The sequence below is a fragment of the Streptomyces sp. NPDC046909 genome (assembly GCF_040644695.1).
GTDB lineage: Bacteria > Actinomycetota > Actinomycetes > Streptomycetales > Streptomycetaceae > Streptomyces.
The window spans coordinates 107,167-133,829 of record NZ_JBEYXC010000002.1; the positions used below are offsets into that span (position 1 = coordinate 107,167).

A 26,663-nucleotide genomic window follows, 5' to 3' on the forward strand; every position below is an offset into this window, starting at 1 on the left:
GTGGTACGGAGGTGAGGGTTCCGTCACGCTCCGCCAGGACACGTAAATCGACAAATGCCCATACTGACCAGCACAGTTGTGAAAACGGACGTTGTCAGCGGATGACAAACCGGCCTTCCGCCCCTGTCCGTGATTGATAAGCCCTGATGTGTTACTGGCGGGTATCGTCGCGGCCGTGTCGAAGAGAGCCGCGATAGTGACCGACGACGGGGCCGGTCCGTTCCAGGCCTTGCCCCCGGGTCTGCACCACGACCTCAGACCGTTCTTCACCGACCTCACCGAGGAGGTCGTACGGGCGATCAGAACCGAGATCCCCGAGTACGCCCGTCCCGCCGACGACACCTACATGCAGGCCGTGCACCGGGGCGTGGACCACGCGCTGCGGGGGTTCCTGGAGCGCATGGCCCAGCCGGACACCGACTGGGAGCCGGTGCAGGCGACCTATCAGCGCATCGGGCGCGGGGAGGCGGAGGAGGGGCGCAGCCTCGACTCCTTCCAGTCGGCGCTCAGACTCGGTGCGCGCGTGACATGGCGCCGGGTGAACGCCCTCGTCGACGCGGGCCTGCTGCCGCGCACTGTCCTCGGCGCGTTCGGCGAGGCGCTCTTCCTCCACCTGGACGAGATGGCCGCGGCGACGACGGCCGGCTACACCGAGGCCCGTCTGCACGCCGCCGGCGAGATCCAGCAGCGCCGGACCCGACTGATCGACCTCCTGACGGCCGACCCCCCGGCCTCACCCGAGGCGATCGCCGAACTGGCCCACAGCGCCCGCTGGGCGGTGCCGCGCGCCATGGCGGTGGTGGCGGTGGACGTCGGACCCCCGTCGGGGAGCCGGCCGCCGGGGCGCGCGCCCATCGTGCCGCCCGAGTTTCTCGCCCGGTTCGATGTGCGGCCCGCGGTGCTGGTCGTGCCCGATCCTGAAGGGCCCGGGCGGGGGCGGGCCGTGGCCACGGCGTTGCAGGGGCTGCGGGCGGCCATGGGACCGACCGTCGAACTGCGCGAGGGGGCGCGGTCGTTGCGGTGGGCGGGTGAGGCGTTGGAGCTGATGCGCCGGGGAGTGCTCCCGGACGGCGAGCTGGTCCGCTGTCAGGACCACTTGGCCACGCTTCTGCTGCTGCGCGACGACGCCTTGGTCGACGCCCTCGCCGAGCGGTGGCTGCGGCCGCTGGAGCAGGTGCGGCCGCCGCAGCGCGAGCGGCTCGCGGAGACGTTGCTGAGCTGGCTGAGCTGCGGGCACAACGCGAGCGAGGTCGCCGTACGGCTCGCGGTGCACCCGCAGACGGTCCGCTACCGCATGCGTCAGCTGGACGAGCTGTTCGGCGGCCGGCTCCACGACCCCGCGGCCCAGTTCGAGATGCAGCTGGCGCTGCGGGCGCTCGCGCTGCGCGGCGGGGTCAGAGGGCTCGGCGCAGAGTGAGCGTGTGCGGCGTGAAACCGGCCCGTTCGTAGAAGCGGATGGCGTCGGTGTTGGCGGCGTAGGCGGTCACCTCCGTCTGTTCGGCGCCCTGTTCGCGCGCCCAGGCGAAGAACTCCGCCACCAGGTCGGCACCGGCGCGGGCCCGCCGGTGCTCGGGGCGGACGTAGATGCTGACGAGCGTCGCGGACTTCACCAGGCGCATGGCCGTGGGCTCCGTCACGGATCCCATCAGATGCCCGACGACCCGCCCCTGGTGCTCGACGGCGAGCACGAGCCGCGCGGGGTCCTCCAGTGCCACCGCGAACGACTCCGCCCCGTGCTCGCGCGGCCAGTCCACGTTGATGCTCGCGTCCCGCGTCCCGCCGTCCTCCGCGAAGAGCCCCGCACTGGAGTCGACGAGCCCCGGTATGTCCTCGGCCCGGGCCCGCCGCACGATCACGTCCTCATCAGTCATGCCCGAAGGCTAGCGGGAGGCAGTGACATCCTGGACACCTGTCCAGCTATAGTGGACACCCGTCCAAGAAACCAGAGACCGAGGAAAATCATGGAAGCCGTGGCGAATGTGCTGGTGGCCCTGGTGGCCGTGCTGCACGCGTACATCCTGGTGATGGAGATGTTCCTGTGGCAGAAGAAGCCGGGGATGTCCTTCCACGGCTTCGACCGCGAGATGGCGAAGGCCACCGCCCCGATGGCCGCCAACCAGGGGCTCTACAACGGCTTCCTCGCGGCGGGCCTGGTGTGGGGTCTGATCGCCGCCGACCCGACCGGCTTCCGCGCCCAGGTGTTCTTCCTGTCCTGCGTGATCGTCGCGGGCGTGTACGGCGCGGTCACCGCCAACATCCGCATCCTGGCCGCGCAGGCCCTGCCCGGTGCGCTCGCCCTGGGCGCGGTCCTGCTGGCGCGGTGACCCGCGCCGAGGCCGAGGACCCGCGCGCGGCACGCACGCGTGCACGGCTGCGCGAGGCCCTGCTCGCGGAGTGCGCCGAACGCCCGCTCACCGAGGTCGGCGTGGCCGCGCTGGCGCGGCGGGCGGGGGTCGGACGGGCCACGTTCTACGTCCACTACGACGGCCTGGAGGCGCTGGCGGTCGACGCCTGCGCCGATGTCGTACGCGAGGCCGTGGACGCGCTGCACGCGTGGCGTGGACGGCCCGACCCGGTGCACGCGCCGCCCGCGCTGCCGGCGTTCTTCGCCTCGCTCGCCCCGCACGCCGCGCTGTACCGGGCGCTGTTGAGCCCGGGCGGCGGCGGGCCGCTCGGCCGGGTGCTGCACCGGGACCTGCGCGCCTACAGCCTGCGTGAGCGCGAACTCGCGGGCGCCGCCGACGCCCCGCTGGTGGCCTCGGCGGTCGCCGCCACGTTCGCGGGGGTGCTGGCCGACTGGCTGCACGGCCTGCTGGAGGGCGGACCGGCGGACATCGCCGACCAGGTCTGGCAGTTGCTGGTCGCCCTGCACGCCAGCCGGTGACGGCTCACGCGCAGGCCATGCCCTGCTTCACGCGCGGCCATGCCTCCACGCCGTCGGGCGTGCGGACGTACGCCGTGTCCTTGGCGTCCGTGAGCCACAACCGCCAGTCCCCCAGGCGGTATCCGGTGTCCTCGGCGTCGGCCGGCGGGGTGACGTCCTCGCGGTACGGGGCTTCGAGCATGTCCTCGCCGAGCACGTCGTGCGGATCGCGGGCGTAGAGCCTGCGGTCCTTGCCCTCGCCGAGCTCCAGGAAGTGCGCCTCCTGCCAGTCGCAGTGGGCGGGTCCGACCGAGCTGCTGATGACGTTGACCGAGACCCGCTTGCCGTTCCGGTCGGTCCAGATCTCGTACTCCTTGGCGTCGGTGAAGCTCGCCGGGAGTTCGGCCGGGTCGCAGGAGGCGCTGGTCTCCGGGCCCCAACCGGGCCGGTTCTTGCCGTTCTCGGCGACGATCACCGCCACCTTGGTCCGGCCGCCGACGTCGTAGGAGTACAGGACCCGGCCGCCCTCCTCGCGCTCCACCCGGTAGCCCTCGTGCGGTACGTCGGGCTGCTCGATCTCGAAGTACGCGTTCAGCCCCTCCTCCGGTGTCTCTCCCCCGTCGCCCTCGCTCCACGGTTCGCTGCCGCCGGCCGAGTAGATCTCCCCGTCGCACTCCAGGGCACGGGCTGCCGCGCCGCTGTCGATGAGCTCAGACCGGTCGTCCTTCTCCTCGTCCCAGGGCTTGCCGGCGATGTGGAGCGGGCCGCTGTAGGGGGTGGGCGGGGCTGTGCCCTCGACCACCAGGTCCCCCGGGATCTCGCTCCCGCACCCGACGGCGGCCACCGCCACGAGTGCCGTCAGTGCTGTCCGTGCCACGACGCTTCCGCGCATCCCCGCCCCCTGCTCCCCGACCGTGTCCCGATCCTCCGACGCGGCAGGGACGGGAAACGTTCGGTCAGCGCGCGGACGTCTGGAACGTCTTCCGGTACGCCTGCGGTGACACCCCGATCGCCGCGTGCAGATGCTGGCGCAGGGAGGCGCCGGTGGCGAAGCCGACGCGGCCGGCGATCTGGTCCACCGACAGGTCGCTGGACTCCAGCAGATGCCGGGCGCGGGCCACGCGCTGCTGGATCAGCCAGCGGCCGGGGCTGAGGCCGACCTCGCCGTGGAAGCGGCGGGCGAAGGTGCGCAGGCTCATCCGGGCGTGGCCGGCGAGGTCGGCCAGGGCGAGGGGCTCGTCGAGGCGTTCGAGGGCCCAGGCGCGGGTCGCCGCCGTGCTCGCGGCGCCCTGCACCGGCACCGGCTGTTCGATGTACTGCGCCTGGCCGCCGTCGCGGAACGGCGGTACGACACAGCGGCGCGCCACCTTGTTGGCCAGTTCGCTGCCGTGGTCCTTGCGCACGAGGTGCAGGCACACGTCGACGCCCGAGGCGGCGCCGGCCGAGGTCAGCACGGTGCCGTCGTCGACGAAGAGCACGTCCGGGTCGAGGGTGATGTGCGGGAACAGGGCCCGGAACCGGTCGGCGAGGTGCCAGTGGGTGGTCGCCGTACGGCCGTCGAGGAATCCGGCCGACGCGAGGACGAACGCGCCGGTGCAGATGGAGACGATCCGGGCGCCGGACGGGATCAGCGCCAGCGCGGCGGTGACCTCGGCGGGCAGCTCGGCGTTGATCCGGTCGGTGCCGACGGGCGGGATCACGACGGTGTCCGCCGTCGCGAGGAGTTCCGGGCCGTGCTCGACGGTGATCGCGAAGTCGGCGTTGCTGCGCACCGGACGGCCGTCGACCGTGCAGGTCAGCACCTCGTAGCGGCCGTCGGCGGCGCCGAGGATCCGGCTGGGCATGCCCAGCTCGAAGGGGTAGACGCCGTCGAGGGCCAGCACCACGACCCGTTCCACATGCCGCTCACCGTTCATGGCACGATCCTATCGAAGCTTGGCAATCGTGCCATTTTCCTGCCGGGCGACCCCCGGCAGGCTGGTTCACCATGAGCACTGTGAACACGATGCGCGCCATCAGCCAGGACGTCCTCGGCGGTCCCGAGGTCCTGAAGGTCGTCGAACTGCCGCGCCCCGAGCCCCGTACGAACGAGGTCCTGATCCGGGTCCGCGCCGCCGGCATCAACCCGACCGACTGGAAGCACCGCGCGACCGGCGGTCTCCTGGGCCGGCCGCCCTTCGTCCTCGGGTGGGACGTCTCCGGCGTGGTCGAGGCGGTCGGCATCGGCGTGGTCCGCTTCCGTCCCGGCGACGAGGTCTTCGGCATGCTGTCGTACCCGTACGGGCACGGCTCGCACGCCGAGTACGTCGCCGCCCCGGCACGCTGGTTCGCGCACAAGCCGGCCGCGCTCGACCACACGCAGGCGGGCGCGCTGCCGCTGGTCTCGCTGACCGCCTGGCAGGCCCTGACGGAGTACGCCGACGTGCGGCCGGGACAGCGGGTACTGATCCACGCGGCGGCGGGCGGGGTCGGGCATGTGGCCGTACAGATCGCGAAGGCGCGCGGCGCGTATGTGATCGGCACGGCGAGTGCGGGCAAGCACGGCTTCCTGCGCGAGCTCGGGGTCGACGAGGCGATCGACTACCGGGAGACGGACTTCGCGGAGGCCGTGAAGGACGTGGACGTGGTCCTGGACACGATCGGCGGCGACACCTCGACGCGCTCGCTGCGCGTGCTGCGGCCCGGCGGCATCGTGGTCTCGATCCTGCCGGTGGGCTCGGACGACTTCTACGAGGAGGCCGAGCGGCTCGGTGTGCGGGCGCTGCGCATGCTCGTGGACGCCTCCGACTCCGGGCTGGCGGCGATCGCGGCGCTGGTGGAGGCGGGGAAGCTGAGCGCCACGATCGCCGGCACCTTCCCGCTGGCCGATGCCGCCGAGGCACACGCGCTCGGCGACACCGGCCGGACCGCGGGGAAGCTGGTCCTGACGATGGACTGATCCGGAGCGTCAGCGCTCAGAAGGTCAGCACGGGCTTGATCGCCTTGCCCGCGCCCATGTCCCGCACCGCCTGGTCGATGTCCGCGAACGGATAGGTGCTGATCAGGCGGTGCAGCGGGAGCCGTCCCGCCTTCACCAGGTCGACCAGGGCGGGGATGAAGGCCTGGGTCTCGGCGTCGCCGAGGGTGAGGCCGACGATCCGCTTGCCGCCGAGCAGTCCGTTGACGTCGAGGGAGACCTCGGTGCCGAACGGCGGGGCGCCGACGACGACCAGGGTGCCGCGGGCGCCGAGCGCGTCGACGCCCTGGCGCAGGACGGTGACATTGCCGGTGGTCTCCACGACACCGTCCGCGCCCCGCCCGCCGGTGATCGCGGCGAGGGCCTCGCCGAGGTCCTCCTCGCCGGCGTTGACGGTGTGGGTGGCGCCCAACTCCCGTGCCAGGGAGAGGCGTTCGCCGACCCGGTCGACGGCGACGATCGTGGTGGCCGGGGTGAGGGCGGCGGCCATGACCGCGGACAGGCCGACGGCTCCGGCGCCGAGGACGACGATCGTGCTGCCGGTCCCGGGCTTGAGCACGTTCCAGACGGCGCCGACGCCGGTCTGCACCCCGCAGCCCAGCGGGGCGATCGACGCCAGCGGCACCTCGGGGTCGACCTTGACGAGGCTGCGCTCGTCCACCAACGCCCGTTCGGCGAAGGAAGACTGGCCGAAGAAGTGGCCGCCCAGCGTCTCGCCGTCGCGGCTGATCGTGGAGCTGCCGTCGGCGCGGCGGCCGCCGATGAGGTTCAGCGGCAGCCAGGTCGCGCAGTACGCCGGGTGGCCGCCGTTGCAGTTGCCGCACGCCCCGCAGGACGTGAACGACAGCACGACATGGTCGCCCGGTGCGACACCGGTGACGGCCGGACCGACCGCCTCGACGACCCCGGCGCCTTCGTGGCCGAGGACCCCGGGCAGCGGGAAGGACAGCCCGCCGCTCGCCACACCGAGGTCGGTGTGGCACAGACCGGTGGCGACCATCCGTACGACGGCCTCGTACGGGCCGGGCTCGTCGAGCTGGACGTCGGCCAGGGTGAACGGTGCTCCGCCGGACTCGACGACGGCGGCGCGGGTGGGGATGGGCATGGGGGAACTCCCTTTGATCTCGAGCGCGTTCGGCCGGGCTGGTGCGGTCCGGTGGGTTCAGTCGAGCGAGACGACGACGGACTTGGTCTTCGTGTACGCGGCGAGCGCCTCCGGCCCGTACTCCCGCCCGAACCCGGAGTCCTTGACGCCCCCGAAGGGCACCGCGGGGTCGAGCATCGCCCAGTCGTTGACCCAGACGATGCCCGCCTGGAGCCGGTCGGCGATGCGGTGGGCGCGGGCGAGGTTGGTGGTCTGGACGCCCGAAGCCAGGCCGTAGGGCGTGGAGTTGGCGAGCCGGATCGCCTCGTCCTCGGAGTCGAAGGGCTGCACGGTGAGGACCGGTCCGAAGATCTCCTCCTGGATCACCCGGGAGTCGTTGGGCAGGTCGGCGATGACGGTGGGCTTGTAGTAGTAGCCGCCGTCGAGGTCGAGGCGCTCCCCGCCGGTGACGATGCGGCCGCCCTCCTTGCGGGCCAGCTCGACGTACTCCTCGACCTTCTTGAGGTGCTTCTCCCCCGCCATCGGTCCGATGACGGTCTCCGGGCGGCGCGGGTCGCCGAGCGGGACGCCGGGCACGGCCTGCTCCAGGATGCCGAGCAGGGTGCTGTAGACGGAGCGGGCCACCAGCAGGCGCGGGCCGCCCATGCAGAACTGGCCGGAGTTGAAGACGAAGGCCTTGATGATCGCGCCGACCGCCTTCTCCAGGTCGGCGTCCTCGAAGACGACATGGGCCGCGTTGCCGCCCAGTTCCATGGTGACCGGCTTGAGGGCCTCGCCCGCGACGCTCGCGGCGTGCCGGCCGACCGCGGTGGAGCCGGTGAAGGCGATCTTGTCGACGCCGCTGTGCCGCAGCAGCGCCTCGCCGGCGACCGGGCCCGCGCCGGTGACGACGTTGACCACGCCGTCGGGGACGCCCGCCTCCTGGAACAGCTTGGCCATGTAGAGCGCGCTGAGCGGGGTCTCGTCGGCCGGCTTGTGGACGACCGTGTTGCCCGCGGCGAGCGCCGGGGCGATCTTCGAACCGGCCAGGATCAGCGGGAAGTTGAAGGGCGTGATGGCGGCGACCACGCCGAGCGGCTCGCGCCGGGTGTAGGCGAGGGCGTTGAGGGGGGTGTCGCGGTTGGCCCCGTGGAGGGTGTGGGCGAGGGCGGCGAAGTGCTCGTAGTCGTTGGCCGCGTTGGTCACGTCCACGGCGTGCGCCAGGGTGATCGGCTTGCCGACGTCGAGGCTCTCCAGACGGGCGATGTCGTCCGCGTTCTCGCGTATCAGCTGCGCGACGCGGTGCAGGACGCGGCCGCGCTCCCGGCCGCTCAGCCCGGACCAGGAACCCTCGTCGTAGGCCTCCCGCGCGGCGCGCACGGCCGCGTCCACATCGGTGGCGCCGGCCTCCGCGACGGTGGTGACGACCGCGCCCCGGGACGGGTCGACCACCTCGGTGCGGGCTCCGTCGGCGGCCTCGCGCCACCGCCCCCCGATGAACAGCCGACCGGGTTCGATCTCGAAGGTGGTCATCGCCACTCCTCAGCCTCATTGCCAAGTGTTCAACAAACAGGATTCCTGTTGGTCCGCAGTCTCATTACAGACAGGATTCCTGTCAATGCTCTAGGCTGAACTCATGCTCGACACCCAGGCGACCAAGGCGCCCCCGTCACTGCTCTACATGGTCAAACAAGTGGAGCTCGTGGTCCGTTCCCACCTGGACGAGCTGGTCAAGCCGTCCGGGATCACGGCGTTGCAGTACACGGCCCTGACCGTCCTGGAGCGGCACGACGGACTCTCGGCGGCGCAGCTCGCCCGCGACTCGTTCGTCACGGCCCAGTCCATCGCCGACCTCGTACGGTCACTGGAGAACCGCGGCCTGGTGCGCCGGGAGCGGAATCCGCGCAACCGCCGGGAGCTGCTGATCCTGCTGACCGACGCGGGGCGCGAGCTGCTCGCGCAGTGCGAGGACTCGGTGCGCGCGCTGGAGGAGCGGATGGTCCGCGATCTCACCGCCCACCAGACCGAGCAGTTCCGCCAGGCCCTCTCCCGCGCCTGGCAGGCCCTGTCGTAGGGCTAGGTCGCAATTCACAGACATATGTCAATCGAACATGCTCAAATTCACTCCATCGAGGGTAACTTGCAGGGCGGGGAAAGGATTTGCTCTCACTCCGGGCCCGGTGACACGGCTGCGCCTCGTACGCTCGCTGCACGACGTCACCCCGGCCCCCGGTGACCTGCAACCCCATACCTGAGGAGCCGGTGGGAGGCGATGTCGTCGTGCAGCAGGAACCTGCACCCCTCAGTCGGCATCTGCGCATCCACCAGGACCGGGGACACACAGTGCTGGAGTTCCGCGGCGAGATCGACATCGCGGCGGCGCTGGAGATCGTCCCGTATCTGGACCGGGTCACCGGGCGCACCGGCTCCCGGGTGGTGATCGACCTCGGGCAGGTCGAGTTCTTCGACTGCTCCGGACTGCGTCTGCTGTACCGCGCCCGCAGCCGGGTGCTCGACCACGACGGACAGTTACGCCTGGTCTGCGATCACGCCCTGACCCTGCGCATCATGCGGGTCACCGGCCTGCACCGGCTGCTGCCCGCGCACGCGACGCTGGACGCGGCCCTGGGACAGTCCGAGGCCACGTCCGGCTCGCTCTGAGGCTCCCCGGCAGAGGACGACGGAAGCCCCCTATTTGACGATCTTGGTGACCTGACCGGCACCCACGGTCCGCCCGCCCTCGCGGATGGCGAACTTCAGCCCCTCCTCCATCGCGATGGGCTGGATCAGCTGCACGAGCATCGTCGTGTTGTCGCCCGGCATGACCATCTCGGTGCCCTTGGGCAGCGTCACCACACCGGTCACGTCGGTCGTGCGGAAGTAGAACTGCGGGCGGTAGTTGTCGAAGAACGGCGTGTGCCGGCCGCCCTCGTCCTTGGACAGGATGTACGCCCGCGCCTCGAACTCCTTGTGCGGGGTGACCGAGCCCGGCTGGATGACGACCTGTCCGCGCTCGACGTCCTCCCGCTTGATGCCGCGCAGCAGCAGACCGACGTTCTCCCCGGCCCGGCCCTCGTCGAGGAGCTTGCGGAACATCTCGATGCCCGTGACGGTCGTCTTCGTCTTGGTCTCGTGGATGCCGATGATCTCGACCTCCTTGTTCACATGCAGCACCCCGCGCTCGATCCGGCCGGTGACGACCGTGCCGCGCCCGGTGATCGTGAAGACGTCCTCGATCGGCATCAGGAACGGCTTGTCCACGTCCCGCTGCGGCTCCGGCACCGCCGTGTCGACCGCCTCCAGCAGATCGAGCACCGACTGGGTCCACTGCGCGTCGCCCTCCAGCGCCTTGAGCGCGGAGACCTGTACGACCGGGACGTCGTCGCCCGGGAACTCGTACTCGGTGAGCAGCTCGCGCACCTCCAGCTCGACGAGCTCCAGGATCTCCTCGTCGTCGACCATGTCGGTCTTGTTGAGCGCGACGACGATGTACGGCACCCCGACCTGCCGGGCGAGCAGGACGTGCTCCTTGGTCTGCGGCATCGGTCCGTCGGTGGCGGCGACGACCAGGATCGCGCCGTCCATCTGGGCCGCGCCGGTGATCATGTTCTTGATGTAGTCGGCGTGGCCCGGGCAGTCGACGTGCGCGTAGTGCCGGTGCTCGGTCTGGTACTCGACATGGGCGATGGAGATGGTGATGCCGCGCTGCCGTTCCTCGGGTGCCTTGTCGATCTGGTCGAAGGGCGTGAACGGGTTCAGGTCGGGATACCTGTCGTGCAGCACCTTGGTGATGGCCGCGGTGAGCGTCGTCTTCCCGTGGTCGATGTGACCGATGGTGCCGATGTTCACATGCGGCTTGGTCCGCTCGAACTTCGCCTTCGCCACTGGGGCCTCCAGGTCACCTGAGTGATGCCGGGCCTTGCCCGGCCCGGCTACCCCTCATGTCTATTCGCTCCTTGGCGCGTCGAACAGGGCGCTGACGGACTCACCGTTGTGAATGCGGCGCACGGCCTCGGCGAGCGCGGGGGCGATGGACAGGATCCGCAGCTTGTCGGTGCGCTCCTCCTCGGGCACCGGCACGGTGTTGGTGCACACGATCTCCAGCACGTCGGGCTGCTCCCCGATCCGCTTGAGCGCCCCCGCCGCGAACAGCCCGTGGGTACAGGCGACCCGGATCGAGCGCGGCTTCAACTCCCTGAGCCGGTCCAGGAGTTCGAGGACCGTGCTGCCCTTGGCGATCTCGTCGTCCAGCACGATGACATCCCGGTCGGTGACCTCACCGATGACATCGCTGATGCTGACCCGGTCGTCGGCGAACCGCTGCTTGGCCCCGGCGGCCACCTGCGCGCCGATGAGCCGGGCGAACGCGGCGGCCTCCTTGGCGTTGCCGAGGTCCGGCGAGACGACGGTGGTGCTGGAGAGGTCGTACTGCTGGAAGTGCGCGGCGAGTTCGCGCAGCGCGTGCAGATGGTCGACGGGCACCGAGAAGAAGCCGTGCACCTGCGGCGAGTGCAGGGTCATGGCCAGGACGCGGCTGGCACCGGCTGACACCATCAGGTCGGCGACGAGCCGGCCGCCGAGGGAGATCCGGGGGGCGTCCTTCTTGTCGGAGCGGGCGTAGGAATAGTGCGGCATGACGACACTGATCCGCCGGGCCGAGGCGCCCCGGGCCGCGTCGCACATCAGCAGCAGCTCCACGAGGTGCTCCTGGACCGGCTTGACCAGCGGCTGGATGAGGAAGACGTCCCGTTCCCGGCAGTTGGCCTGGAGCTGCACCTCCAGACAGTCGTTGGCGAACCGGCTGACCCGGGTCGGGCTGAGGGGTACGCCGAGATGCGCGCAGACCTCCGCCGCCAGCTCGGGGTGGGCACTACCGCTGAACACGGCGATGTCTCGCACGATCCGCTCCTCGGATGATCATCTCGGGCTGGGGCCTCATGCTACTGACCGCGTAATTCGGTTGCGGCGCCGCACCCGGTACCCGTCATCATGACGGCGACCGTATTCCCTCACGTCAGGACCACCCGCATGCGCCGACTCCTCGGAATCCCCCAGCCCTTCCACAGGCCCACGGTTCTCGAGGACTCGACTCAGCATGCACACCCTGAACATCGGAATTCTGGCCCACGTCGACGCCGGTAAGACCAGCCTCACCGAGCGGCTGCTGTTCGACCACGGCGCGATCGACCGGCTCGGCAGCGTCGACGCCGGTGACACCCGCACGGACGACGGGGCGATCGAGCGGCAGCGCGGTATCACCATCCGCTCGGCGGTCGCCGCCTTCACGGTCGGCGACACCCGGATCAACCTCATCGACACCCCCGGGCACTCCGACTTCATCGCCGAGGTCGAGCGCGCCCTGGAGGTCCTGGACGGCGCGATCCTGGTGCTGTCCGCCGTCGAGGGCGTCCAGGCGCAGACCCGCGTCCTGATGCGCACCCTGCGCCGACTGCGGCTGCCCACGCTCGTCTTCGTCAACAAGGTCGACCGCGCCGGCGCCCGCACGGAGGAGTTGCTCACCGACATCCGCCGCAGGCTCACCCCGTACGTCGCCCCGCTCACCGCGGTCCACGGCATCGGTACAGCGCAGGCCCGCGTGACCTCCCTGCCGCCCGGGACGCTGGCCGAACCCCTCGCCGACGTCGACCCGGACATCCTGGCGGCGGTCGTGGACGGCCCCGCTCCCACCCCGGACGACCTGCGCAAGGCCCTCGCCGCCCGCACCGCCGACGGCTCGTTCCACCCCGTCCTCTTCGGATCGGCCCTCGGCGGCCAGGGCGTCCGCGACCTCGTCGAGAGCGTGGTCCGGCTGATCCCACCCGCACCGGCGACCGGCGGCACCGTCCCGCACGGCACGGTGTTCGCGGTCCGGCCCGGACCCGGCGGCGAGCGCACGGCGTATCTGCGCCTGTACGACGGTGAGGTGACGGAGCGTCAGCGGCTCACGTTCCTGCGGCGCGACGCCGACGGCCGGACCCGCGAGGTCTCCGGCCGGGTCACCCGCCTCGATGTGATCGGCGGGGACCGGACCCTCACCGCCGGGAACATCGCGGCGCTCACGGGCGTCACGGGCATCCGCGTCGGCGACCGCCTCGGCGAACTCACCGACCACGCCCCGCACTTCGCACCCCCGACCCTGGAGACCGAAGTCAGCGCCCGTCACCCGAAGCACTCGGCCCGACTGCGCGCCGCCCTCTTCACCCTCGCCGACCAGGACCCGCTGATCCACGCCCGCCCCACCGCCACGGGCAGCACCGCGCTGCTCCTGTACGGCGAGGTCCAGCTGGAGGTGCTCGCGGCGACGCTGGCCCAGGACTTCGGCGTCGAGGCGGAGTTCGCCCCCGGGCGGGTCCGGTATCTGGAGCGGCCGCGCGGGACCGGCGAGGCCCACGACGAGAACCCGTGGCACGACCGCACCCGCTACTGGGCGACGATCGGGCTGCGGGTGGAGCCGGGGCCGCGCGGCTCCGGCGGGGTGTTCGCCTACGAGACCGAACTCGGCGCGCTCCCCCGGGCCTTCCACCAGGCGATCGAGGAGACGGTCCACCGGAGCATGCGGACCGGGCTGTGCGGCGCGGCCGTGACGGACTACCGGGTCACCCTGGTGCGGTCCGGCTTCGTCGCGCCGCTCAGCACGGCCGCCCACTTCCGCGGCCTCACCCCGATCGTGCTGCGCCGCGCGCTGGAACGGGCCCGGACCCGGCTGTACGAGCCGTACCACGCCTTCGAGACGGAGGTCCCGCTCGACGCACTGGCCCCGGTGAGCGCCCACCTCGCCTCTTTGGGAGCCGAGTTCACCGGCACGACGGGCGGTGACACGGCATGGGTGATCACGGGTGAGCTGCCCGCCCGTCGGGTGCGCGAGGCCGAACTGGGGCTGCCGGGGCTGACGCACGGGGAGGGGGTGTGGTGGTCGCTCCTCTCCGGGGACCGCGAACTGCGGCCCCACTGAGAGGAGTTGCCACGGTCGTCGCGGCTGTCACCAGGACACGGGCAGATGCAGTGGGCTGCGCGTCATCTGCCCGACCCGCCACTCGATCGTCTCGGGGGTGAACTCGGCCCGTAGGTGCGGGAAGCGGGCGGCGAGGTGGTGCAGGGCAAGTTCGAGTTCCAGTCGGGCCAGCCAGGCGCCGAGGCAGTGATGGGGTCCGGCGCCGAAGGTGATGCTGGGCGAGTTCAGGGGCGCGGAGAGGTCGGGCGGGCCCGTCGGGAAGACATCGGGGTCGCGGCCCGCCGCGTTGGTCTGGAGGGCGACGACGCTGCCCGCGGGGATCAGCACCCCGCCGACCTCGACGTCCTCGACGGCTCGCCGGATCAGTCCCGGCAGCACCTTGCCCTCGCTGAGCGGGACCGTGCGCAGCAGCTGCTCGGCCGCGACCGCCGCCGCCTCCTCGTCGCGGGCGAGCAACGGCCAGCCGTCCCGTCCGTCGGTGAGGAGGTAGACGACGGAGTTGCCGAGCGAGGACATGGTGGTCTCGTGCCCGGCCACGACCAGCCCGCAGACCAGGGTGATCAGCCGCCGTTCCTCGATCCCCAGCTGGTCCCCGGCCGCCACGAGACCGCTGACCAGGTCGTCGCCCGGCTCCTTGCGCCGCTCGGCGATCAGCCCGGCGGCGAACATCCCGAACTCCGTCATCGCCGCGACGACTTCATCGGCCGTGTGCGCGCCCCCGGACAGGGCGTGATCGGCCCAGTGCCGGATCCGTTCGCGGTCGACGTGGTCGAGCCCCATGAGCCGGCAGATCACGGAGACGGGCAGCGGCCGCGTGAACCCCTCGACGATGTCGGCCGGTTGCGGCCGCGCGGCGAAGTCGTCGAGCAGGGACGCGACGACCGACGCCACCCAGGGCCGCCAGCGCGCGATGGCCCGCGGGGTGAACGCCCGCTGCACGGTGCCGCGCAGCAACTGGTGCGCGGGGCCGTCCTGGTTGAGCAGCCCGTTGGGGTCGTCCAGCAGGTTCGGTACGACCAGCAGCGGCGGGGCGTTCGGGGCGTGCAGCGAACTCCGGTTGAACCGGGGGTCCATGAGCACCTGCCGCACCTCGGCGTACCGGGTCACGATCCACACCGGGGTACCGGTGGCGAGGGTGCCGAGGCGAGGCGGCCCGTGCTCGGGGAGGTCGATGCGATGCATGGGGCGAAGCGGCGGGGACGTGCTCTCTGCACTCATCCGGTTCTCCAGAAGCGCCCGTTCGGTCGGCCTTCCACGCTAATGCGCCGCCCGCGCTTCCGTCAGCGGTGGCAATCGGCCAACGCCTCGGTCTGCCAACGGTTTTGAGGGGCATTCGGTTGAACAAGGAAGGAGGGCCGTCGCATGACGACTCCCATCAGGCGCGTGTCGAAGCGCATGCCCGGCTGGGCGAAGTTGGTGAGCGCGGTAGTGATCGTGCTCGTCGTCTTCTTCGCCGGTATCCGGCTGAGTGTGCTCCCGGGCCTCAAGGACCTGTTCGGCACCGAGACCAACGACCGCTCCGGTCCCGCACTGCTCCAGTCCATCCAGGACATCAGCCGTTACGACGCCGCCTCCGGCAACTTCCAGGTCGTGGTGGACCTGGAGAAGGACGCCAAGTACCTGCCCGACGCGATCCGCGGCACCCGCACCCTGTACGTCGGGGCGGGCACCGTCGACGCGTATGTCGACCTCGGCAAGCTCGGCAAGAACGACGTGACGGTCAACGAGGACCGTACGTCCGCCTCGCTCGTCCTGCCGCACGCCCAGCTCGGCAAGCCCGCGCTGGACGCCGACCGCTCCTACGCGGTGTCCAAGCAGCGCGGGCTGCTCGACCGCCTCGGCGATCTGTTCTCCGACAACCCGAACGGCGAACAGGCCGTGCAGAAGCTGGCGGTGAAGCACATCGGCGAGGCGGCGACCGACAGCGGGCTGGTCAAGCGCGCCGAGACCAACACCACGGACATGCTCGAAGGCCTGCTGCGCTCCCTGGGCTTCAAGGAGGTGAGCGTCTCCTACAAGGCCTGACCGGGGAGCAGGACTTGATCAGAGGGTGAGGATCCCCGGCAGGGCCAGGGCGCCGAGCAGCGCGGTGCCCACCAGCAGCCAGGCCACGTAGTCCCCGATGTGCCCGGACTGGAGCCGGCGCAGCGGCAGCGCCCAGGCCGGTGCGGCGAGCAGTTTCGGGCGGGTGACCGCCACGGCGGCGAGGCCCACGGCCAGCGCCGTCGAGGCGAGTCCGAGCAGGACGCCGATCGGGGTCCAGTGCACGGAGGAGACGACTGCTCCCCCGGACCCGGCTTCGTTGACCGCGTGCGCGACCACGTCGGCGAAGCCGGGCGCCACCCCGACCGCGAGCGCCCCGGCGAGCAGCACCGCCGGGACCGCCGTCATGGTGTCGGGGACGCGGCGCAACCGCTGTCCGGTCTCGGGCCGTTCCCCGGCGCCGGTCGTCTCGTACGCGCCCGTGTTCTCCGGCTTGGGTCCGAGCCCGAGGAACACCCGGGCGGCGACCCGCAGCACCGCCCCGGCGGTGACCGCGCTCGCGAGGACGTACAGCAGGGTGAGCGGACCGCCCGCGGCCTCCTCGGTGACCGCCTTGCCGAGGGCCGTGCCGAAGGGCGGCAGCCCGGCGAGACCGAGCGCGCCGAGGGTGAACAGCAGGGCGACGCCCCGCAGTCGGCGCCCCTTGCCGTGCAGGGCGTGTTCGTCGACGCTGCCGCAGCGGTCGAGGAGGATGCCGGCGCAGGCGAACAGGGCGGCCTTCACTCCGGCGTGGCCCAGCAGGTAGAGGGCGACACCGTCGTCGGCCTCGGGTTTCAGGACGCCGACGCCGATGAGGAACAGGCCGGTGTGGGCGACGGTCGAGTAGGCGAGCAGCCGTTTGATGTGCCGCTGGTACCAGCACATGACCGCGCCGATCACGGCCGTCAGCACACCGAGCACCACGAGCAGCCGGGTCAGGTCGGCGGCCGGGACACCACCGGGCCCGGCGAACACCGTGCCGTACACACGCCAGACGCCGTACGTGCCGAGTTCGACCATGACCCCCGACAGCAGCATGCACACCGGGGTCGGGGCGACGGCGTGCGCGTCCGGCAGCCAGAAGTGGAAGGGCACGGCGGCGGCCTTGACCAGCAGCCCGGTCAGGACCAGGACGAAGGCGGCCAGGACGAGCGCGTCGGGCGGTCCGTGCGCGTCGAGTCCGCGCCCGATCTCCGTCATCGCGAGTTCGCCGGTGCGGGCGTACAGCAGCCCGATGCCCATGAGCAGGGCGTACGCGCCGAGCGAGGTGACGACGGCGAAGGTCAGGGCGCCCTGCACCGCCTTGGCCTCCTCGACCCGGGTGCCGGTGAGGGCGTAGGCGACGACGCTCATCAGCTCGAACCACACGAACGCGTTGAACAGGTCGCCCGCGATCGCGAACCCGCACATCCCGCCCTGGAAGAGCAGCATCAGCGCCGGGAAGGAGCCGGCGTGACGGCGGGGCGGTTCGTCGAAGTAGTGCCAGGAGTACGCCAGGGCGGCGAGCGTCAGCAGCGAGGCGAGGGCGGCCATGCCGAGGCCGGGGCCGTCTCCGATGAGGACGATGCCGACGCTCTGGCCGTTCACGGGCACCCAGCCGCCGGCCCACTCGACCATGGGCGGCGAGGAGTCGAGCAGCAGCGTGATCGCCAGGGCGGCCGTCCCCGCGGAGACTGCGCAGCCCACGGACTCGGCGACGACCCGGGGCACCCGGCGGCCCCCGGCGACCAGCAGGGCGGCGCCGAGGAGGGGGACGGCGACGAGGAGCGGCAGCAGGTCGTTCATCAGCCGCGCAGCTCCGAGAGTTCGTCGGGGTCGACCGTGCCGTGCCGCTTGGAGATCTGCACGACCAGCGCGAGCAGCAGGGCGGTGACGGTGGCGCCGACCACGACGTCGGTGAGGGCCAGCGCCTGCACGACGGGGTCGACGACCGGCCGGGAGCCCGGTTTCACGTCGGAGAAGACGGGCGCGGTCGCGTCGTCGCGGTAGCCGACGGCCAGCAGCAGGACGTAGGTGGCGGACTGGCACACGGACAGACAGCCGACGGCGTGGATGAGATTGCGGCTGGTGGCGAGGCCGTAGCAGCCGGCCAGGAAGATCCAGACGGCGACGAGGTACGGCAGGACGTCCCTCACGTGCTCTCTCCTTCCTCGATCTCGACGGCCTGGTCCAGGAAGCGGGCGAGCAGCACCACGACCGCGCAGGCGACCTCCATGCCGACGGCCGCGTTGAGCAGCGGGACGGTGCCGCCGGAGGACAGCGTGTTGAACGTGCCGTACGGCAGCAGGGTGTTGGCGAGGAAGGCGGTGCCGCCGATCAGGCCGGCGATGCCGGTGACGAGGTAGGCGGAGACGGCGAGGGCGTCGCCGACCTCGTAGAGGCCGACCGGGCGGATGCGTTCCAGGGCGCGGTAGTCGGCGCCCAGGTAGAGCAGGTGCAGGGAGGTCGCGGCGACGACGCCGCCCTGGAAGCCGCCGCCGGGGCTGAGCTGGCCGTGGGCGATGACGTAGAGGCCGGTGAGCAGGGCGACGGGCAGGACGGCGAGGGCGTAGCGGCGGACGGGGAGGGCGACGGGCTCGGGTGCGGGGCGGGCGCGGTGTTCGTCGCGGGTCTGGCGGAGCAGGACCACGCAGCCGAGGACGGCCGCGAACAGGATGGTCATCTCGCCGAGGGTGTCGAAGGCGCGCTGGTCGAAGTTGACGGAGGAGATGGTGTTCGCGGTGCGGCGGGCCAGCGAGGTCGCCACGGCCCGGTCGCCGTAGGGGTGCCGGTCGCCGCCGAAGCGGGGCAGGTCGAGACAGGCGGCGACGAGCAGGGCGGCGAGGCCCGCGCCGCCCGACGCCACGAGCCACAGCCGGGTGCGCCGGTTCACTCGCCGCGTCCCTTCCGGCGCGCCCGCCGCTTGACCTTGTGCACGGCGAGCAGAAGCAGCAGCGGGGTCAGCGCGGAGCCCACCGCGAGCTGGGACAGTCCGACGTCGGGGGCCTGGAGCACGGTGAACAGGACGGCCAGGACGACACCGAGGACGGCCAGTACCAGGGCCTGGCGCACGGGGTCGCGGACCAGCACGGCCGTGGTGGCGGCCGCCGCGACCAGCAGCAGGACGACGACGATCACCGCGTCAGCCACGGCGCACCCCGCGGAATCCGCCGGACAGCGCGCGGGAGGCGACGATGTTCCCACCGATCAGCAGCGCCCCGGTGACCAGCAGCTTCACCATGGCCCGGCTCGGCCCCTCGGCCGCGCACAGCACCAGCACGACCGCGGCGCCGAAGCCGGCGACCGCCCAGGTGGCGCCCCAGGCGCGGGGCGGGTCCTCGGCGAGTTCGGCGGCGAGGAGCCGCGCGAAGACCAGGGTGCCGACGGGGCCGAGCAGGGCGAGAACCAGGGCGAGATCGACGTAGGACGGACGGCCGTAGCCGTGGGCGAGCAGGAGGAGGGCCGGGCAGGCCAGGGCGGTGGAGAGGTTCTGGGCCACGACGCGGCGGCGCAGCGGTCCGGTGGCGACGCCCCACAGGGTCGCGCCGATTCCGGCGCCGAGCGCGACGGTCGCGGCGAGGATCCAGCCGTTCACCGTGCCGCCACCACCCGCCGCGCGGCCGTGGCCGCGACCGCCCCCACCGCCGCGGACGCCGCCCCGACGACGAGTTCCAGGGTGTCGACCGTGCTGATGAACACGAGCCACAGTGCGGCGAGCGCGGCCCACCAGGCCAGGGCCTCGGCCGCGGTGAGCAGCGTCGTACGCGGGTTCATGCGCCACCTCCTCGGGCCCCGCCGCCACCGGAATGACCCCTGGTGCGGCTTTCGCGCCATCCAAACACCGCCGCGACGGCGGAGGGTGGCGGCGCGCTCGGGTCCGGTCCCGGAGTGCCCCGCCCGTACGAAGAGAAACCGGGACGGTGTCGGGGCGGGGCCGCATTCTCGGGCGGTTCGCGGGTAATCGCCTTACGACGCAGGGAAGTTGAAGACTGGAGGACCGCATGGCCCGTGCAGCCTTACGTCCGCGTTCCGCGTTCCGCCTGCGTAACCCCAAGCCCGCGAAGCCCGCGGAGCCCACGAAGCACGCGAAGTCCACGAAGACCGCGAAGTCCGCGCCCGAACCGGAGAAGCCGGAGAAGACGCGGAGGGGCCCGCTCGCCTTCGTCCGCCGTCTCGTGGGGATGGTGGCGGCGTTCGCCTTCATGGTGGCGTTCGCCGTGGTGCTGGCCCGCCTGACGCTGGAGCCGTCACCCGCGTCGGAGGCGCTGACGCACACCAATCTGCATCCGGGCCGCTCCCTCAAGGCCTATCTCGACCAGCCCGAACTGCGGGACGCCGTCAAGCAGATCGGCGGCAACATCGTGCTGGGAGTCCCCTTCGGGATCCTGGTCCCCGTACTGGCCCCGCGGACACGCGGGGTTCTTCGTGTGCTGCTGCTGACGGCGGTCGTGATGCTGCTCGTGGAGTTCGCGCAGGGTGCGCTGGTGACCGGCCGGGCCTTCGACATCGACGACGTCATCCTCAACACCACGGGCGCGCTGATCGGCTATGTGCTGCTCGGCCGGCGGCTGAGCCGGGCGGTGCACCGCTGAGGTCAGCGCACGGACAGCTGGACGAGGGCCGCCGTGCCCACCACCACGATGAGCGTGCGCAGCACGGCCGGGTGCAGCCGTCGCCCGGCCGCGGCGCCGATCTGCCCGCCGACGGCGGAGCCGACCGCGAGCAGGGCGACGGCCGTCCAGTCGAAGTCGGCGGCGACGAGGAAGAAGAGCGCGGCGACGCTGTTGACGACGGCGACGAGGACGTTCTTGACGGCGTTGAGGCGTTGCAGTCCGTCATCGAGGCGCAGGCCCATCAGGGACACGTAGATCGTGCCCTGGGCGGCGGAGAAGTAGCCGCCGTAGACGCTCGCGAGGGTCAGGCCGACCAGGAGCGGCGGGCCGCCGTCGGCGCGCGCGGCGGGCTTGCCGGTACGGGTGCGGCGCGCTTGCAGTCTGCGGCTGATCAGGGGCTGGAGGGCGACCAGGACGAGGGCGAGGCCCACCAGGACGGGCACGATCGCCTCGAACGCTGAGGACGGCAGCGCCAGCAGGAGCGTGGCGCCGGTGAGGCCGCCGCACAGGGCGCCCGCGCTCCATTTCAGGATGCGGCGGCGCTGGCCGGCGAGTTCCCGCCGGTAGCCGATGGCCCCGCTGATCGAGCCGGGGACGAGACCGAGCGCGTTGGAGACCGTGGCGGTGACCGGTGACAGGCCCGTGGCGAGCAGCACCGGAAAGCTGATCAGCGTCCCGGTACCCACGGCGGCGTTGACCGTACCGGCCCCCAGGCCCGCGGCGAGGACGGCGAGCATCTCCCCTGAAGCTTCCATGCCGGAAGCCTAGGAACCGAACAGTTCGGCACCGCCCGAAGGATCCCGCACCGGCGGTCGGGTCCTAGTGGCGGTGCCAGGTGAACTTGTCGCCGCCCACCCAGCGGACCACGTCCGGGTCGTCCAGGTCGTGGACCGTGATGCCCCACGCGGCGGCGGCCTCCAGCACATCGGTGACGGCCTTCGCCTCACCGACCACTTCCCCGTCGATCTCCACGATCCGGAACGGCGGGGTACCCGGCTGTACCCCGAGCACCATGATCCGCGGATTGGAGATGTGCGGGCTCGCGATTTCGGTCATGCAATAGAGCGTAGAGCGGATCGCCCGGCCGCGAACCTCGCGAGCCGGGGCATGCGGCAGATGGGAGGAGGTGGCGATGGATCCCGTCGAGGCCCTGGACCGGATCGCCTTCCTGCTGGAGCGGTCCCTCGCGCCGACGTACCGGGTACGCGCCTTCCGCACGGCGTCCCGGGTGCTGGCGGCGCTGCCCGAGGGGGAGGTTCGAGAGCGGGCGGACGCCGGGACCCTGGAGGCGCTGAAGGGGGTCGGCCCCAAGACGGCGAACGTGGTGCGCGAGGCGCTCGCCGGGCAGGTGCCGGGCTATCTGGAGAAGCTGGAGCGCGAAGCGCCCGAGGGGCCGACCGCCCAGGGCGGCGAGCGGCTGCGGGCGCTGCTGCGCGGGGACTGCCATGTGCACTCCGACTGGTCGGACGGCGGCAGCCCGATCGAGGAGATGGGCCGGACCGCGGCGGAGCTCGGCCACGAGTGGACGGTCCTCACCGACCACTCCCCGCGCCTCACGGTGGCCCGCGGCCTCTCCCCCGAGCGGCTGCGCGAGCAGCTGGACGTGGTGGCGGAGCTCAACGCGACCTGGGCGCCGTTCCGGCTGCTCACCGGCATCGAGTGCGACATCCTCGACGACGGCTCGCTCGACCAGGAGGAGGAGCTCCTGGAGCGGCTCGACGTCGTGGTCGTCTCCGTGCACTCCAAGCTGCGCATGGACGCCCGTTCGATGACCCGCCGCATGGTGGCCGCCGTCGGCAATCCGCACGCGGACGTCCTCGGGCACTGCACCGGACGTCTGGTCACCGGGCGGGGGCGGCCCGAGTCGGAGTTCGACGCCGACGAGGTGTTCGCCGCGTGCGCCGAGTCGGGCACGGCCGTGGAGATCAACAGCCGGCCCGAGCGCCTCGACCCGCCCCGGCGGCTGCTGCGGCGGGCCGTGGCGGCGGGCACGCTGTTCTCGATCGACACCGACGCGCACGCGCCGGGGCAGCTCGACTGGCAGATCCTCGGCTGTGCCCGGGCGGAGGAGTGCGAGGTGCCCACCGAGCGCGTGGTGACGACCTGGTCGCTGGAAGAGCTGCTGGCCTGGACCCGGGAGGGCCGGACGCCGTCCGGAGTGGCACGCCCCTGACGTGGTACTCGTGCGCTGCGCGAGGTGTGGGGTGCGAGTCAGCGGGGGTGAGTCGGTGTGCTGGGCGAGGAGGACGAGCCTATGGAACGGGCGGCCGTGTTCGACGTCGACGGAACCCTGGTCGACACCAATCACCTTCATGTCGTGACGTGGTGGGAGGCGCTGCGGCAGGCCGGCCATCGGGTGCCGATGCACGCCGTCCACCGGGCCGTGGGGCTCGGCTCCGACGATCTGGTCGCCCATCTGCTCGGCAAGGCCCGGGCCGAGGAGCAGGCGGCCGAGCTGAGCGCCGCGCACAAGGCCCTCTACGGGCAGTACTTCGACCGGCTGCCCCCGCTGCGGGACGCCGGCCGGCTGCTGCGGCGCCTGGACCACGAGGGCTGGGCGGTGGTGCTGGCGACCTCGGCGGGCGGGGCGGAGCTGTCCGCGCTGCGCCGGGCGATCGGCGCGGACGACGCGATCACGGCCACCGCGAGCGCCGACGACGTCAGCGAGGGCAAGCCCGCGCCGGAGCCCGTGGCGCACGCCCTGGAGCTGGCGGGGGTGCCGGCCGGGCGGGCGGTGTTCGTCGGCGACACCGTGTGGGACATGAAGGCGGGCAGCCGGGCCGGGGTGCGCTGTGTGGGCGTGCTGTGCGGCGGCATTCCGCGGGCGGACCTGGAGCAGGCGGGCGCGGAGGCGGTCTACGACGACCCCGCTGAGCTGCTGGCGAAGCTCGCGGACAGCCCGTTCGCGTGGCTCCCGTTCGAGCGGTGACGCAGATCACGTCATAACGCGACAGAGCGGGGAACAGCCAGGGGTGGTTGCCCGTTGAACAACGCGTGGGTGTGGATGGGACAGTGTCCCCGGGCCTCACCTTTTGCCCACAGGGACGATCGTTCGGCTGAAGCCCTGTGGAGCCTTTCGCCGAGAGGCGACCGCCATCCGCGCCCACACCTTGACCGCCCCGACCGTGATTCCCCCGTCCGGTCGGGGCTTCCTTCTGTCCGGTCGGGACTTTCTCCCGTCCGGGCCGCGCTCCGGAAAGGCGCTTGACTTGGAGAGCACTCCAATTCGTAGCGTTCCCGGCATGAGCACTGCACAGCACAAGATCGGATCGGGCTTCGACGCCCGCAGCACCGCCGACGACGTCCTCGCCGGCCTCGACCTGACCGGGAAGCTGGCGATCGTCACCGGCGGCTACTCGGGGCTCGGCCTGGAGACCACCCGTGCGCTCACGAAGGCGGGCGCCCGGGTCGTCGTACCGGCCCGCCGCCCCGCGGCCGCCCGGGAGGCCGTCGCGGGCATCGACGGCGTCGAGGTGGACGAGCTGGACCTCGGCGACCTGGACAGCGTGCGCGGCTTCGCGGAGCGGTTCCTCGCCTCCGGCCGCACCATCGACTTCATGATCGACAACGCCGGGATCATGGCGTGCCCGGAGACCCGGGTCGGGCCCGGCTGGGAGGCGCAGTTCGCCACCAACCACCTCGGTCACTTCGCGCTGGTCAACCGCCTGTGGCCGGCGATCGTCCCGGGCGGCGCCCGGGTCGTGTCGGTCTCCTCGCGCGCGCATCACTTCTCGGGCATGCGCTGGGACGACGTCCAGTGGACCGAGGGCTACGACAAGTGGCAGGCCTACGGCCAGGCCAAGACCGCGAACGTCCTGTTCGCCGTCCACCTCGACCGGCTCGGCCGCGAGCACGGCGTACGGGCCTTCTCGCTGCACCCCGGCGGCATCCTCACCCCGCTCCAACGGCACATCCCCAGGGCGGAGATGATCGAGCGCGGCTGGATCGACGAGAACGGCACCGTCCTCAACCCCGAGGGCTTCAAGACCCCGCCCCAGGGCGCGGCCACCCAGACCTGGGCGGCGACCTCACCCCAGCTCGACGGCCTCGGCGGGGTCTACCTGGAGGACTGCGACATCGCCGAACCGGCCGTGGAGGGCGAGACCGCCGGCGTCAAGGACTGGGCGACCGACCCCGGGCAGGCGGCCCGCCTGTGGGAGCTGTCGGCGGACCTGACGGGCGTGAACGCGTTCGCTTAGAGCCGGAGTTCATCCGTCCCGAACCGGAGTTTATTCGTCCGGAACCGGAGTTCAGTCGTCCGAGTCCCCGGCGGCCGCGGGGTCGAGGTCCTCGCCCACGGTGTAGGTGTCCTTGAGCTTCACCTCGGAGACCCCGCGGCCCTCCGGGAAGACGCGGCGCCAGTCGCCGACGACGTGCAGCTCGTCGGTGCCCATGGCGCGGACGACCAGGAGGCCCTCGTCGTGCGCCTTGTAGGCCTTCATCCAGAGGTTGGCGAAGGCCTGGGAGCGGATGAGGTGCATCCAGTCGGGACGGTAGAGCTCCCGGTTGTAGTTGGACTCCCCCATCGTGGAGACGAACTTGGAGTACATCGCCTTCACGTACTCCAGCGTCACCTCGTCGTCCTCGGCGATCGCCCGGTCGCGGGCGTCCTTCAGCGCGACCCGGAACTTCTCCAGGAGGCTCTCGGTCGCGCCCGAGGTGAACGACTCATGGATCTCCGGCGGGTCGCACAGCCCGTACTTCGGCCCCGACAGACGCAGCAGCAGCCGCAGCGTGGGCTCGGTGACCCAGAGCGGGCCGGGCTCGTCGCGGTTGCCGATCGGGTTGGGCAGATGGTCCTCGTGGTCCCAGTGCGGCGGGGTGATCAGATGGACGCCGGCGCGACGCCGGTCGTGGTCGAAGCCGGTGGAGTGCTCCAACTGGCCGATCGGCAGATGCGTCTTGAGCGCCGACAGATACGCGCCGTTGATGTCGAGGGCCGTCACCTCGTGGGCGCCGGGCGGGAGTTCGGTGCGCGCCCACTTCGGACGGGCCTCCCAGATCCGGTCGGCGCCGCGGGCGGTCTGCTTGCGCAGGACCTCCGGGATCCAGGGGTGCGCGACGACGTCGTACCGGCCGCCCTTGCGGGTCTGGTCCAGCAGCGCCATGGCGTCCGGGATGGCCCGCTTGATCAGCGCCGCGGTCGCCGCCTCCAGATCCCCGGCGTGCTTCTCCAGCGCGGCGGCCACGGCGGCGCCGATCAGATCGGTCTCCTCCGAGGCGGTCTGCATACGACGGCCAACGGGGACGACCCGTACGGGCTTCCCGGCGCGGTCGCGCTGAGCGGGGGCCGGCTTGGCCGGCTCGCGGTCCTCGACGGGGGCGGGAGAAGGAGTGGGCTCCGCCGACGCCGCCGTACCGCAGTCGGCGGGATCCAGATGCTGGGGGAAACCCGCCACCTGATGCCGGGCGGGCATGCCGCACAGCACGCAGGGCTGGGGGGACGACAGGGCCTCGACCTCGTCGGACTCTTCGGTGTCGTCGGCAGCGGTATCGGAACCGGTATCGCCATCGGTACCGGTCTGCGCTTCTACGACGTCGTCGGCGCCCGGCGTCTCGGCCTCTACCGCCTCCGCCGCTTCCTCCGACCGCGCCGCGAGTTTCGCCTGCGCCCCCTCCAGGAAGTACGCGTACTTCTCGCGCACCTCGCCGCTCGGGTCCCGCCCCGTCTCCCATCCGCCGACGGTGGACGGGCTCACCCCGAGGGCCTGAGCCACCTGGGCGCGGGAGAGGTTGAGCCCCTCGCGCAGCCCGCGCCGCACGTCGACCGGCGGCAGCGGCACTTCCTCGCGGGCGCCCGCGAGGAGCGCGTCGATCGCCTCGAACTCCGTCATCGGGTCACCGCCGTCGGTCCACCGGTCCTGCGCCGCCGTACGGGCAGGGTCTCGCACGCCCGGGTCGGTCCGGCCAGCAGGTCGAGCACGTCGATGCCGAAGTGCGCGGCGAGCGCGTCGCAGTCGGCCAGACTCCACGCGGCGCTGCCGGACTGACGGCGGCTCACCTGTGCCTGGCTCACGCCCAGCGCGACGGCGATGTCCGCCTGCGACTCACCCGTCGCGTGCATCAACGCGGCGACCGAAGACCTCACACGTTCTCCCAAGGACAGTCCCACCCCGCCAACCCTACCCGGCCTCATGCGTGTGTCGCATGAGCCATGCTGCGCACGCAATACGGAGTTGTCTCCTCCCCCGTCG

30 protein-coding genes are annotated in these 26,663 nt (G+C 71.9%); 12 read left to right on the plus strand and 18 right to left on the minus strand.

Annotated elements, in window-relative coordinates; all coding sequences use genetic code 11:
* The first annotated feature begins 175 nt into the window (after positions 1 to 175).
* A complete protein-coding gene (locus ABZ928_RS04595) occupies positions 176 to 1,417 on the plus strand; it encodes a helix-turn-helix domain-containing protein (RefSeq protein ID WP_361515019.1) in 1,242 nt (413 codons plus the stop codon).
* Here the strand turns inward: ABZ928_RS04595 and ABZ928_RS04600 are convergent.
* Positions 1,395 to 1,871 (minus strand): GNAT family N-acetyltransferase, encoded by a 477-nt coding sequence (locus ABZ928_RS04600; protein WP_361515020.1) that lies wholly within the window; start codon positions 1,869 to 1,871, stop codon positions 1,395 to 1,397. The genes ABZ928_RS04595 and ABZ928_RS04600 overlap by 23 nt on opposite strands.
* 90 nt (positions 1,872 to 1,961) lie before the next feature.
* On the opposite strand from ABZ928_RS04600, the gene ABZ928_RS04605 reads away from it, so the two are divergent.
* Both ABZ928_RS04605 and ABZ928_RS04610 read left to right on the plus strand, forming a co-directional pair.
* Positions 1,962 to 2,324 carry a DUF1304 domain-containing protein gene (locus tag ABZ928_RS04605; RefSeq protein WP_361515021.1) on the plus strand — a complete coding sequence of 121 codons (363 nt, stop codon included), beginning with the start codon at positions 1,962 to 1,964 and terminating at the stop codon, positions 2,322 to 2,324.
* Positions 2,321 to 2,884 carry a TetR/AcrR family transcriptional regulator gene (locus ABZ928_RS04610; RefSeq protein ID WP_361515022.1) on the plus strand — a complete coding sequence of 188 codons (564 nt, stop codon included), beginning with the start codon at positions 2,321 to 2,323 and terminating at the stop codon, positions 2,882 to 2,884. The genes ABZ928_RS04605 and ABZ928_RS04610 overlap by 4 nt, the downstream gene beginning before the upstream one ends.
* Before the next feature lie 4 nt (positions 2,885 to 2,888).
* Here the strand turns inward: ABZ928_RS04610 and ABZ928_RS04615 are convergent, their stop codons facing one another.
* Together ABZ928_RS04615 and ABZ928_RS04620 are read right to left on the minus strand one after the other, a co-directional pair.
* Positions 2,889 to 3,755 carry a hypothetical protein gene (locus ABZ928_RS04615; protein WP_361515023.1) on the minus strand — a complete coding sequence of 289 codons (867 nt, stop codon included), beginning with the start codon at positions 3,753 to 3,755 and terminating at the stop codon, positions 2,889 to 2,891.
* Positions 3,756 to 3,819: 64 nt separating this feature from the next.
* Positions 3,820 to 4,779, minus strand: a complete 960-nt coding sequence (locus tag ABZ928_RS04620; RefSeq protein ID WP_361515024.1) for a helix-turn-helix domain-containing protein — start codon at positions 4,777 to 4,779, stop codon at positions 3,820 to 3,822.
* A 71-nt stretch (positions 4,780 to 4,850) separates the two neighbouring features.
* On the opposite strand from ABZ928_RS04620, the gene ABZ928_RS04625 reads away from it, so the two are divergent.
* Positions 4,851 to 5,801: an NADP-dependent oxidoreductase gene (locus tag ABZ928_RS04625; protein WP_361515025.1), complete on the plus strand. Its 951-nt coding sequence runs from the start codon at positions 4,851 to 4,853 to the stop codon at positions 5,799 to 5,801.
* Between the two features lie 16 nt (positions 5,802 to 5,817).
* On the opposite strand, the gene ABZ928_RS04630 is transcribed toward ABZ928_RS04625, so the two are convergent.
* Both ABZ928_RS04630 and ABZ928_RS04635 read right to left on the minus strand, forming a co-directional pair.
* Entirely contained in the window at positions 5,818 to 6,924 is a 1,107-nt protein-coding gene (locus tag ABZ928_RS04630) for an NAD(P)-dependent alcohol dehydrogenase (RefSeq protein ID WP_361515026.1), read from the minus strand.
* 57 nt (positions 6,925 to 6,981) lie between these two features.
* Complete coding sequence (locus ABZ928_RS04635) at positions 6,982 to 8,436, minus strand: aldehyde dehydrogenase family protein (protein WP_361515027.1); 1,455 nt, start codon at positions 8,434 to 8,436, stop codon at positions 6,982 to 6,984.
* A gap of 103 nt (positions 8,437 to 8,539) precedes the next feature.
* Here ABZ928_RS04635 and ABZ928_RS04640 point away from each other — a divergent pair, with 103 nt between their 5' ends.
* Positions 8,540 to 8,977, plus strand: a complete 438-nt coding sequence (locus ABZ928_RS04640; protein WP_361515028.1) for a MarR family transcriptional regulator — start codon at positions 8,540 to 8,542, stop codon at positions 8,975 to 8,977.
* 206 nt (positions 8,978 to 9,183) lie between these two features.
* Positions 9,184 to 9,564: an anti-sigma factor antagonist gene (locus tag ABZ928_RS04645; protein ID WP_361515029.1), complete on the plus strand. Its 381-nt coding sequence runs from the start codon at positions 9,184 to 9,186 to the stop codon at positions 9,562 to 9,564.
* A 30-nt stretch (positions 9,565 to 9,594) separates the two neighbouring features.
* On the opposite strand, the gene tuf is transcribed toward ABZ928_RS04645, so the two are convergent.
* On the minus strand, positions 9,595 to 10,788 hold the full coding sequence (gene tuf, locus ABZ928_RS04650; protein WP_361515030.1) for an elongation factor Tu: 1,194 nt from the start codon (positions 10,786 to 10,788) through the stop codon (positions 9,595 to 9,597).
* A gap of 60 nt (positions 10,789 to 10,848) precedes the next feature.
* On the minus strand, positions 10,849 to 11,802 hold the full coding sequence (locus ABZ928_RS04655; protein WP_361515031.1) for a ribose-phosphate pyrophosphokinase: 954 nt from the start codon (positions 11,800 to 11,802) through the stop codon (positions 10,849 to 10,851).
* A gap of 196 nt (positions 11,803 to 11,998) precedes the next feature.
* Here ABZ928_RS04655 and otr(A) point away from each other — a divergent pair, with 196 nt between their 5' ends.
* The gene (otr(A), locus tag ABZ928_RS04660) at positions 11,999 to 13,855 is read left to right on the plus strand and encodes a tetracycline resistance ribosomal protection protein Otr(A) (RefSeq protein WP_361515032.1); all 1,857 of its coding nucleotides are present in this window, start codon (positions 11,999 to 12,001) and stop codon (positions 13,853 to 13,855) included.
* 27 nt (positions 13,856 to 13,882) lie between these two features.
* Here the strand turns inward: otr(A) and ABZ928_RS04665 are convergent, their stop codons facing one another.
* Positions 13,883 to 15,073: a cytochrome P450 gene (locus ABZ928_RS04665; protein WP_361515033.1), complete on the minus strand. Its 1,191-nt coding sequence runs from the start codon at positions 15,071 to 15,073 to the stop codon at positions 13,883 to 13,885.
* A 144-nt stretch (positions 15,074 to 15,217) separates the two neighbouring features.
* Between ABZ928_RS04665 and ABZ928_RS04670 the strand changes: the two genes are divergently transcribed.
* Positions 15,218 to 15,880 carry a DUF4230 domain-containing protein gene (locus ABZ928_RS04670; protein ID WP_361515034.1) on the plus strand — a complete coding sequence of 221 codons (663 nt, stop codon included), beginning with the start codon at positions 15,218 to 15,220 and terminating at the stop codon, positions 15,878 to 15,880.
* A gap of 18 nt (positions 15,881 to 15,898) precedes the next feature.
* Here ABZ928_RS04670 and ABZ928_RS04675 read toward each other — a convergent pair whose 3' ends face one another.
* The 6 genes from ABZ928_RS04675 to ABZ928_RS04700 are packed head-to-tail and all read right to left on the minus strand — an operon-like array spanning position 15,899 to position 19,630.
* Positions 15,899 to 17,662 carry a complex I subunit 5 family protein gene (locus ABZ928_RS04675; RefSeq protein WP_361515035.1) on the minus strand — a complete coding sequence of 588 codons (1,764 nt, stop codon included), beginning with the start codon at positions 17,660 to 17,662 and terminating at the stop codon, positions 15,899 to 15,901.
* Complete coding sequence (locus tag ABZ928_RS04680) at positions 17,662 to 18,012, minus strand: cation:proton antiporter subunit C (RefSeq protein WP_361515036.1); 351 nt, start codon at positions 18,010 to 18,012, stop codon at positions 17,662 to 17,664. The genes ABZ928_RS04675 and ABZ928_RS04680 overlap by 1 nt, the downstream gene beginning before the upstream one ends.
* Positions 18,009 to 18,749, minus strand: coding sequence for a hydrogen gas-evolving membrane-bound hydrogenase subunit E (gene mbhE, locus ABZ928_RS04685; RefSeq protein WP_361515037.1), 741 nt, complete (start codon positions 18,747 to 18,749; stop codon positions 18,009 to 18,011). Before mbhE ends, ABZ928_RS04680 begins: the two co-directional genes overlap by 4 nt.
* A complete protein-coding gene (locus ABZ928_RS04690) occupies positions 18,746 to 19,006 on the minus strand; it encodes a hydrogenase subunit MbhD domain-containing protein (RefSeq protein ID WP_361515038.1) in 261 nt (86 codons plus the stop codon). The genes mbhE and ABZ928_RS04690 overlap by 4 nt, the downstream gene beginning before the upstream one ends.
* Positions 18,999 to 19,451 carry a monovalent cation/H+ antiporter complex subunit F gene (locus tag ABZ928_RS04695; RefSeq protein WP_361515039.1) on the minus strand — a complete coding sequence of 151 codons (453 nt, stop codon included), beginning with the start codon at positions 19,449 to 19,451 and terminating at the stop codon, positions 18,999 to 19,001. Before ABZ928_RS04695 ends, ABZ928_RS04690 begins: the two co-directional genes overlap by 8 nt.
* Positions 19,448 to 19,630, minus strand: coding sequence for a hypothetical protein (locus tag ABZ928_RS04700; protein ID WP_361515040.1), 183 nt, complete (start codon positions 19,628 to 19,630; stop codon positions 19,448 to 19,450). Before ABZ928_RS04700 ends, ABZ928_RS04695 begins: the two co-directional genes overlap by 4 nt.
* A 227-nt stretch (positions 19,631 to 19,857) precedes the next feature.
* On the opposite strand from ABZ928_RS04700, the gene ABZ928_RS04705 reads away from it, so the two are divergent.
* Positions 19,858 to 20,448 carry a VanZ family protein gene (locus ABZ928_RS04705; protein WP_361515041.1) on the plus strand — a complete coding sequence of 197 codons (591 nt, stop codon included), beginning with the start codon at positions 19,858 to 19,860 and terminating at the stop codon, positions 20,446 to 20,448.
* Between the two features lie 2 nt (positions 20,449 to 20,450).
* Here ABZ928_RS04705 and ABZ928_RS04710 read toward each other — a convergent pair whose 3' ends face one another.
* Both ABZ928_RS04710 and ABZ928_RS04715 read right to left on the minus strand, forming a co-directional pair.
* Positions 20,451 to 21,224 (minus strand): sulfite exporter TauE/SafE family protein, encoded by a 774-nt coding sequence (locus tag ABZ928_RS04710; RefSeq protein WP_361515042.1) that lies wholly within the window; start codon positions 21,222 to 21,224, stop codon positions 20,451 to 20,453.
* Between the two features lie 64 nt (positions 21,225 to 21,288).
* The gene (locus ABZ928_RS04715) at positions 21,289 to 21,525 is read right to left on the minus strand and encodes a hypothetical protein (protein ID WP_289925100.1); all 237 of its coding nucleotides are present in this window, start codon (positions 21,523 to 21,525) and stop codon (positions 21,289 to 21,291) included.
* A gap of 76 nt (positions 21,526 to 21,601) precedes the next feature.
* Here ABZ928_RS04715 and ABZ928_RS04720 point away from each other — a divergent pair, with 76 nt between their 5' ends.
* From ABZ928_RS04720 to ABZ928_RS04730, 3 genes are all read left to right on the plus strand, one after another.
* Positions 21,602 to 22,642, plus strand: coding sequence for a PHP domain-containing protein (locus ABZ928_RS04720; protein ID WP_361515043.1), 1,041 nt, complete (start codon positions 21,602 to 21,604; stop codon positions 22,640 to 22,642).
* A gap of 81 nt (positions 22,643 to 22,723) precedes the next feature.
* Entirely contained in the window at positions 22,724 to 23,398 is a 675-nt protein-coding gene (locus ABZ928_RS04725; RefSeq protein WP_361515044.1) for an HAD family hydrolase, read from the plus strand.
* 313 nt (positions 23,399 to 23,711) lie between these two features.
* Positions 23,712 to 24,668, plus strand: coding sequence for an SDR family NAD(P)-dependent oxidoreductase (locus ABZ928_RS04730; RefSeq protein WP_361515045.1), 957 nt, complete (start codon positions 23,712 to 23,714; stop codon positions 24,666 to 24,668).
* A 51-nt stretch (positions 24,669 to 24,719) separates the two neighbouring features.
* On the opposite strand, the gene ABZ928_RS04735 is transcribed toward ABZ928_RS04730, so the two are convergent.
* Positions 24,720 to 26,303, minus strand: a complete 1,584-nt coding sequence (locus ABZ928_RS04735; RefSeq protein WP_361515046.1) for a helix-turn-helix transcriptional regulator — start codon at positions 26,301 to 26,303, stop codon at positions 24,720 to 24,722.
* Positions 26,300 to 26,581 carry a helix-turn-helix transcriptional regulator gene (locus ABZ928_RS04740; protein ID WP_361515047.1) on the minus strand — a complete coding sequence of 94 codons (282 nt, stop codon included), beginning with the start codon at positions 26,579 to 26,581 and terminating at the stop codon, positions 26,300 to 26,302. Before ABZ928_RS04740 ends, ABZ928_RS04735 begins: the two co-directional genes overlap by 4 nt.
* Positions 26,582 to 26,663 lie beyond the last annotated feature (82 nt).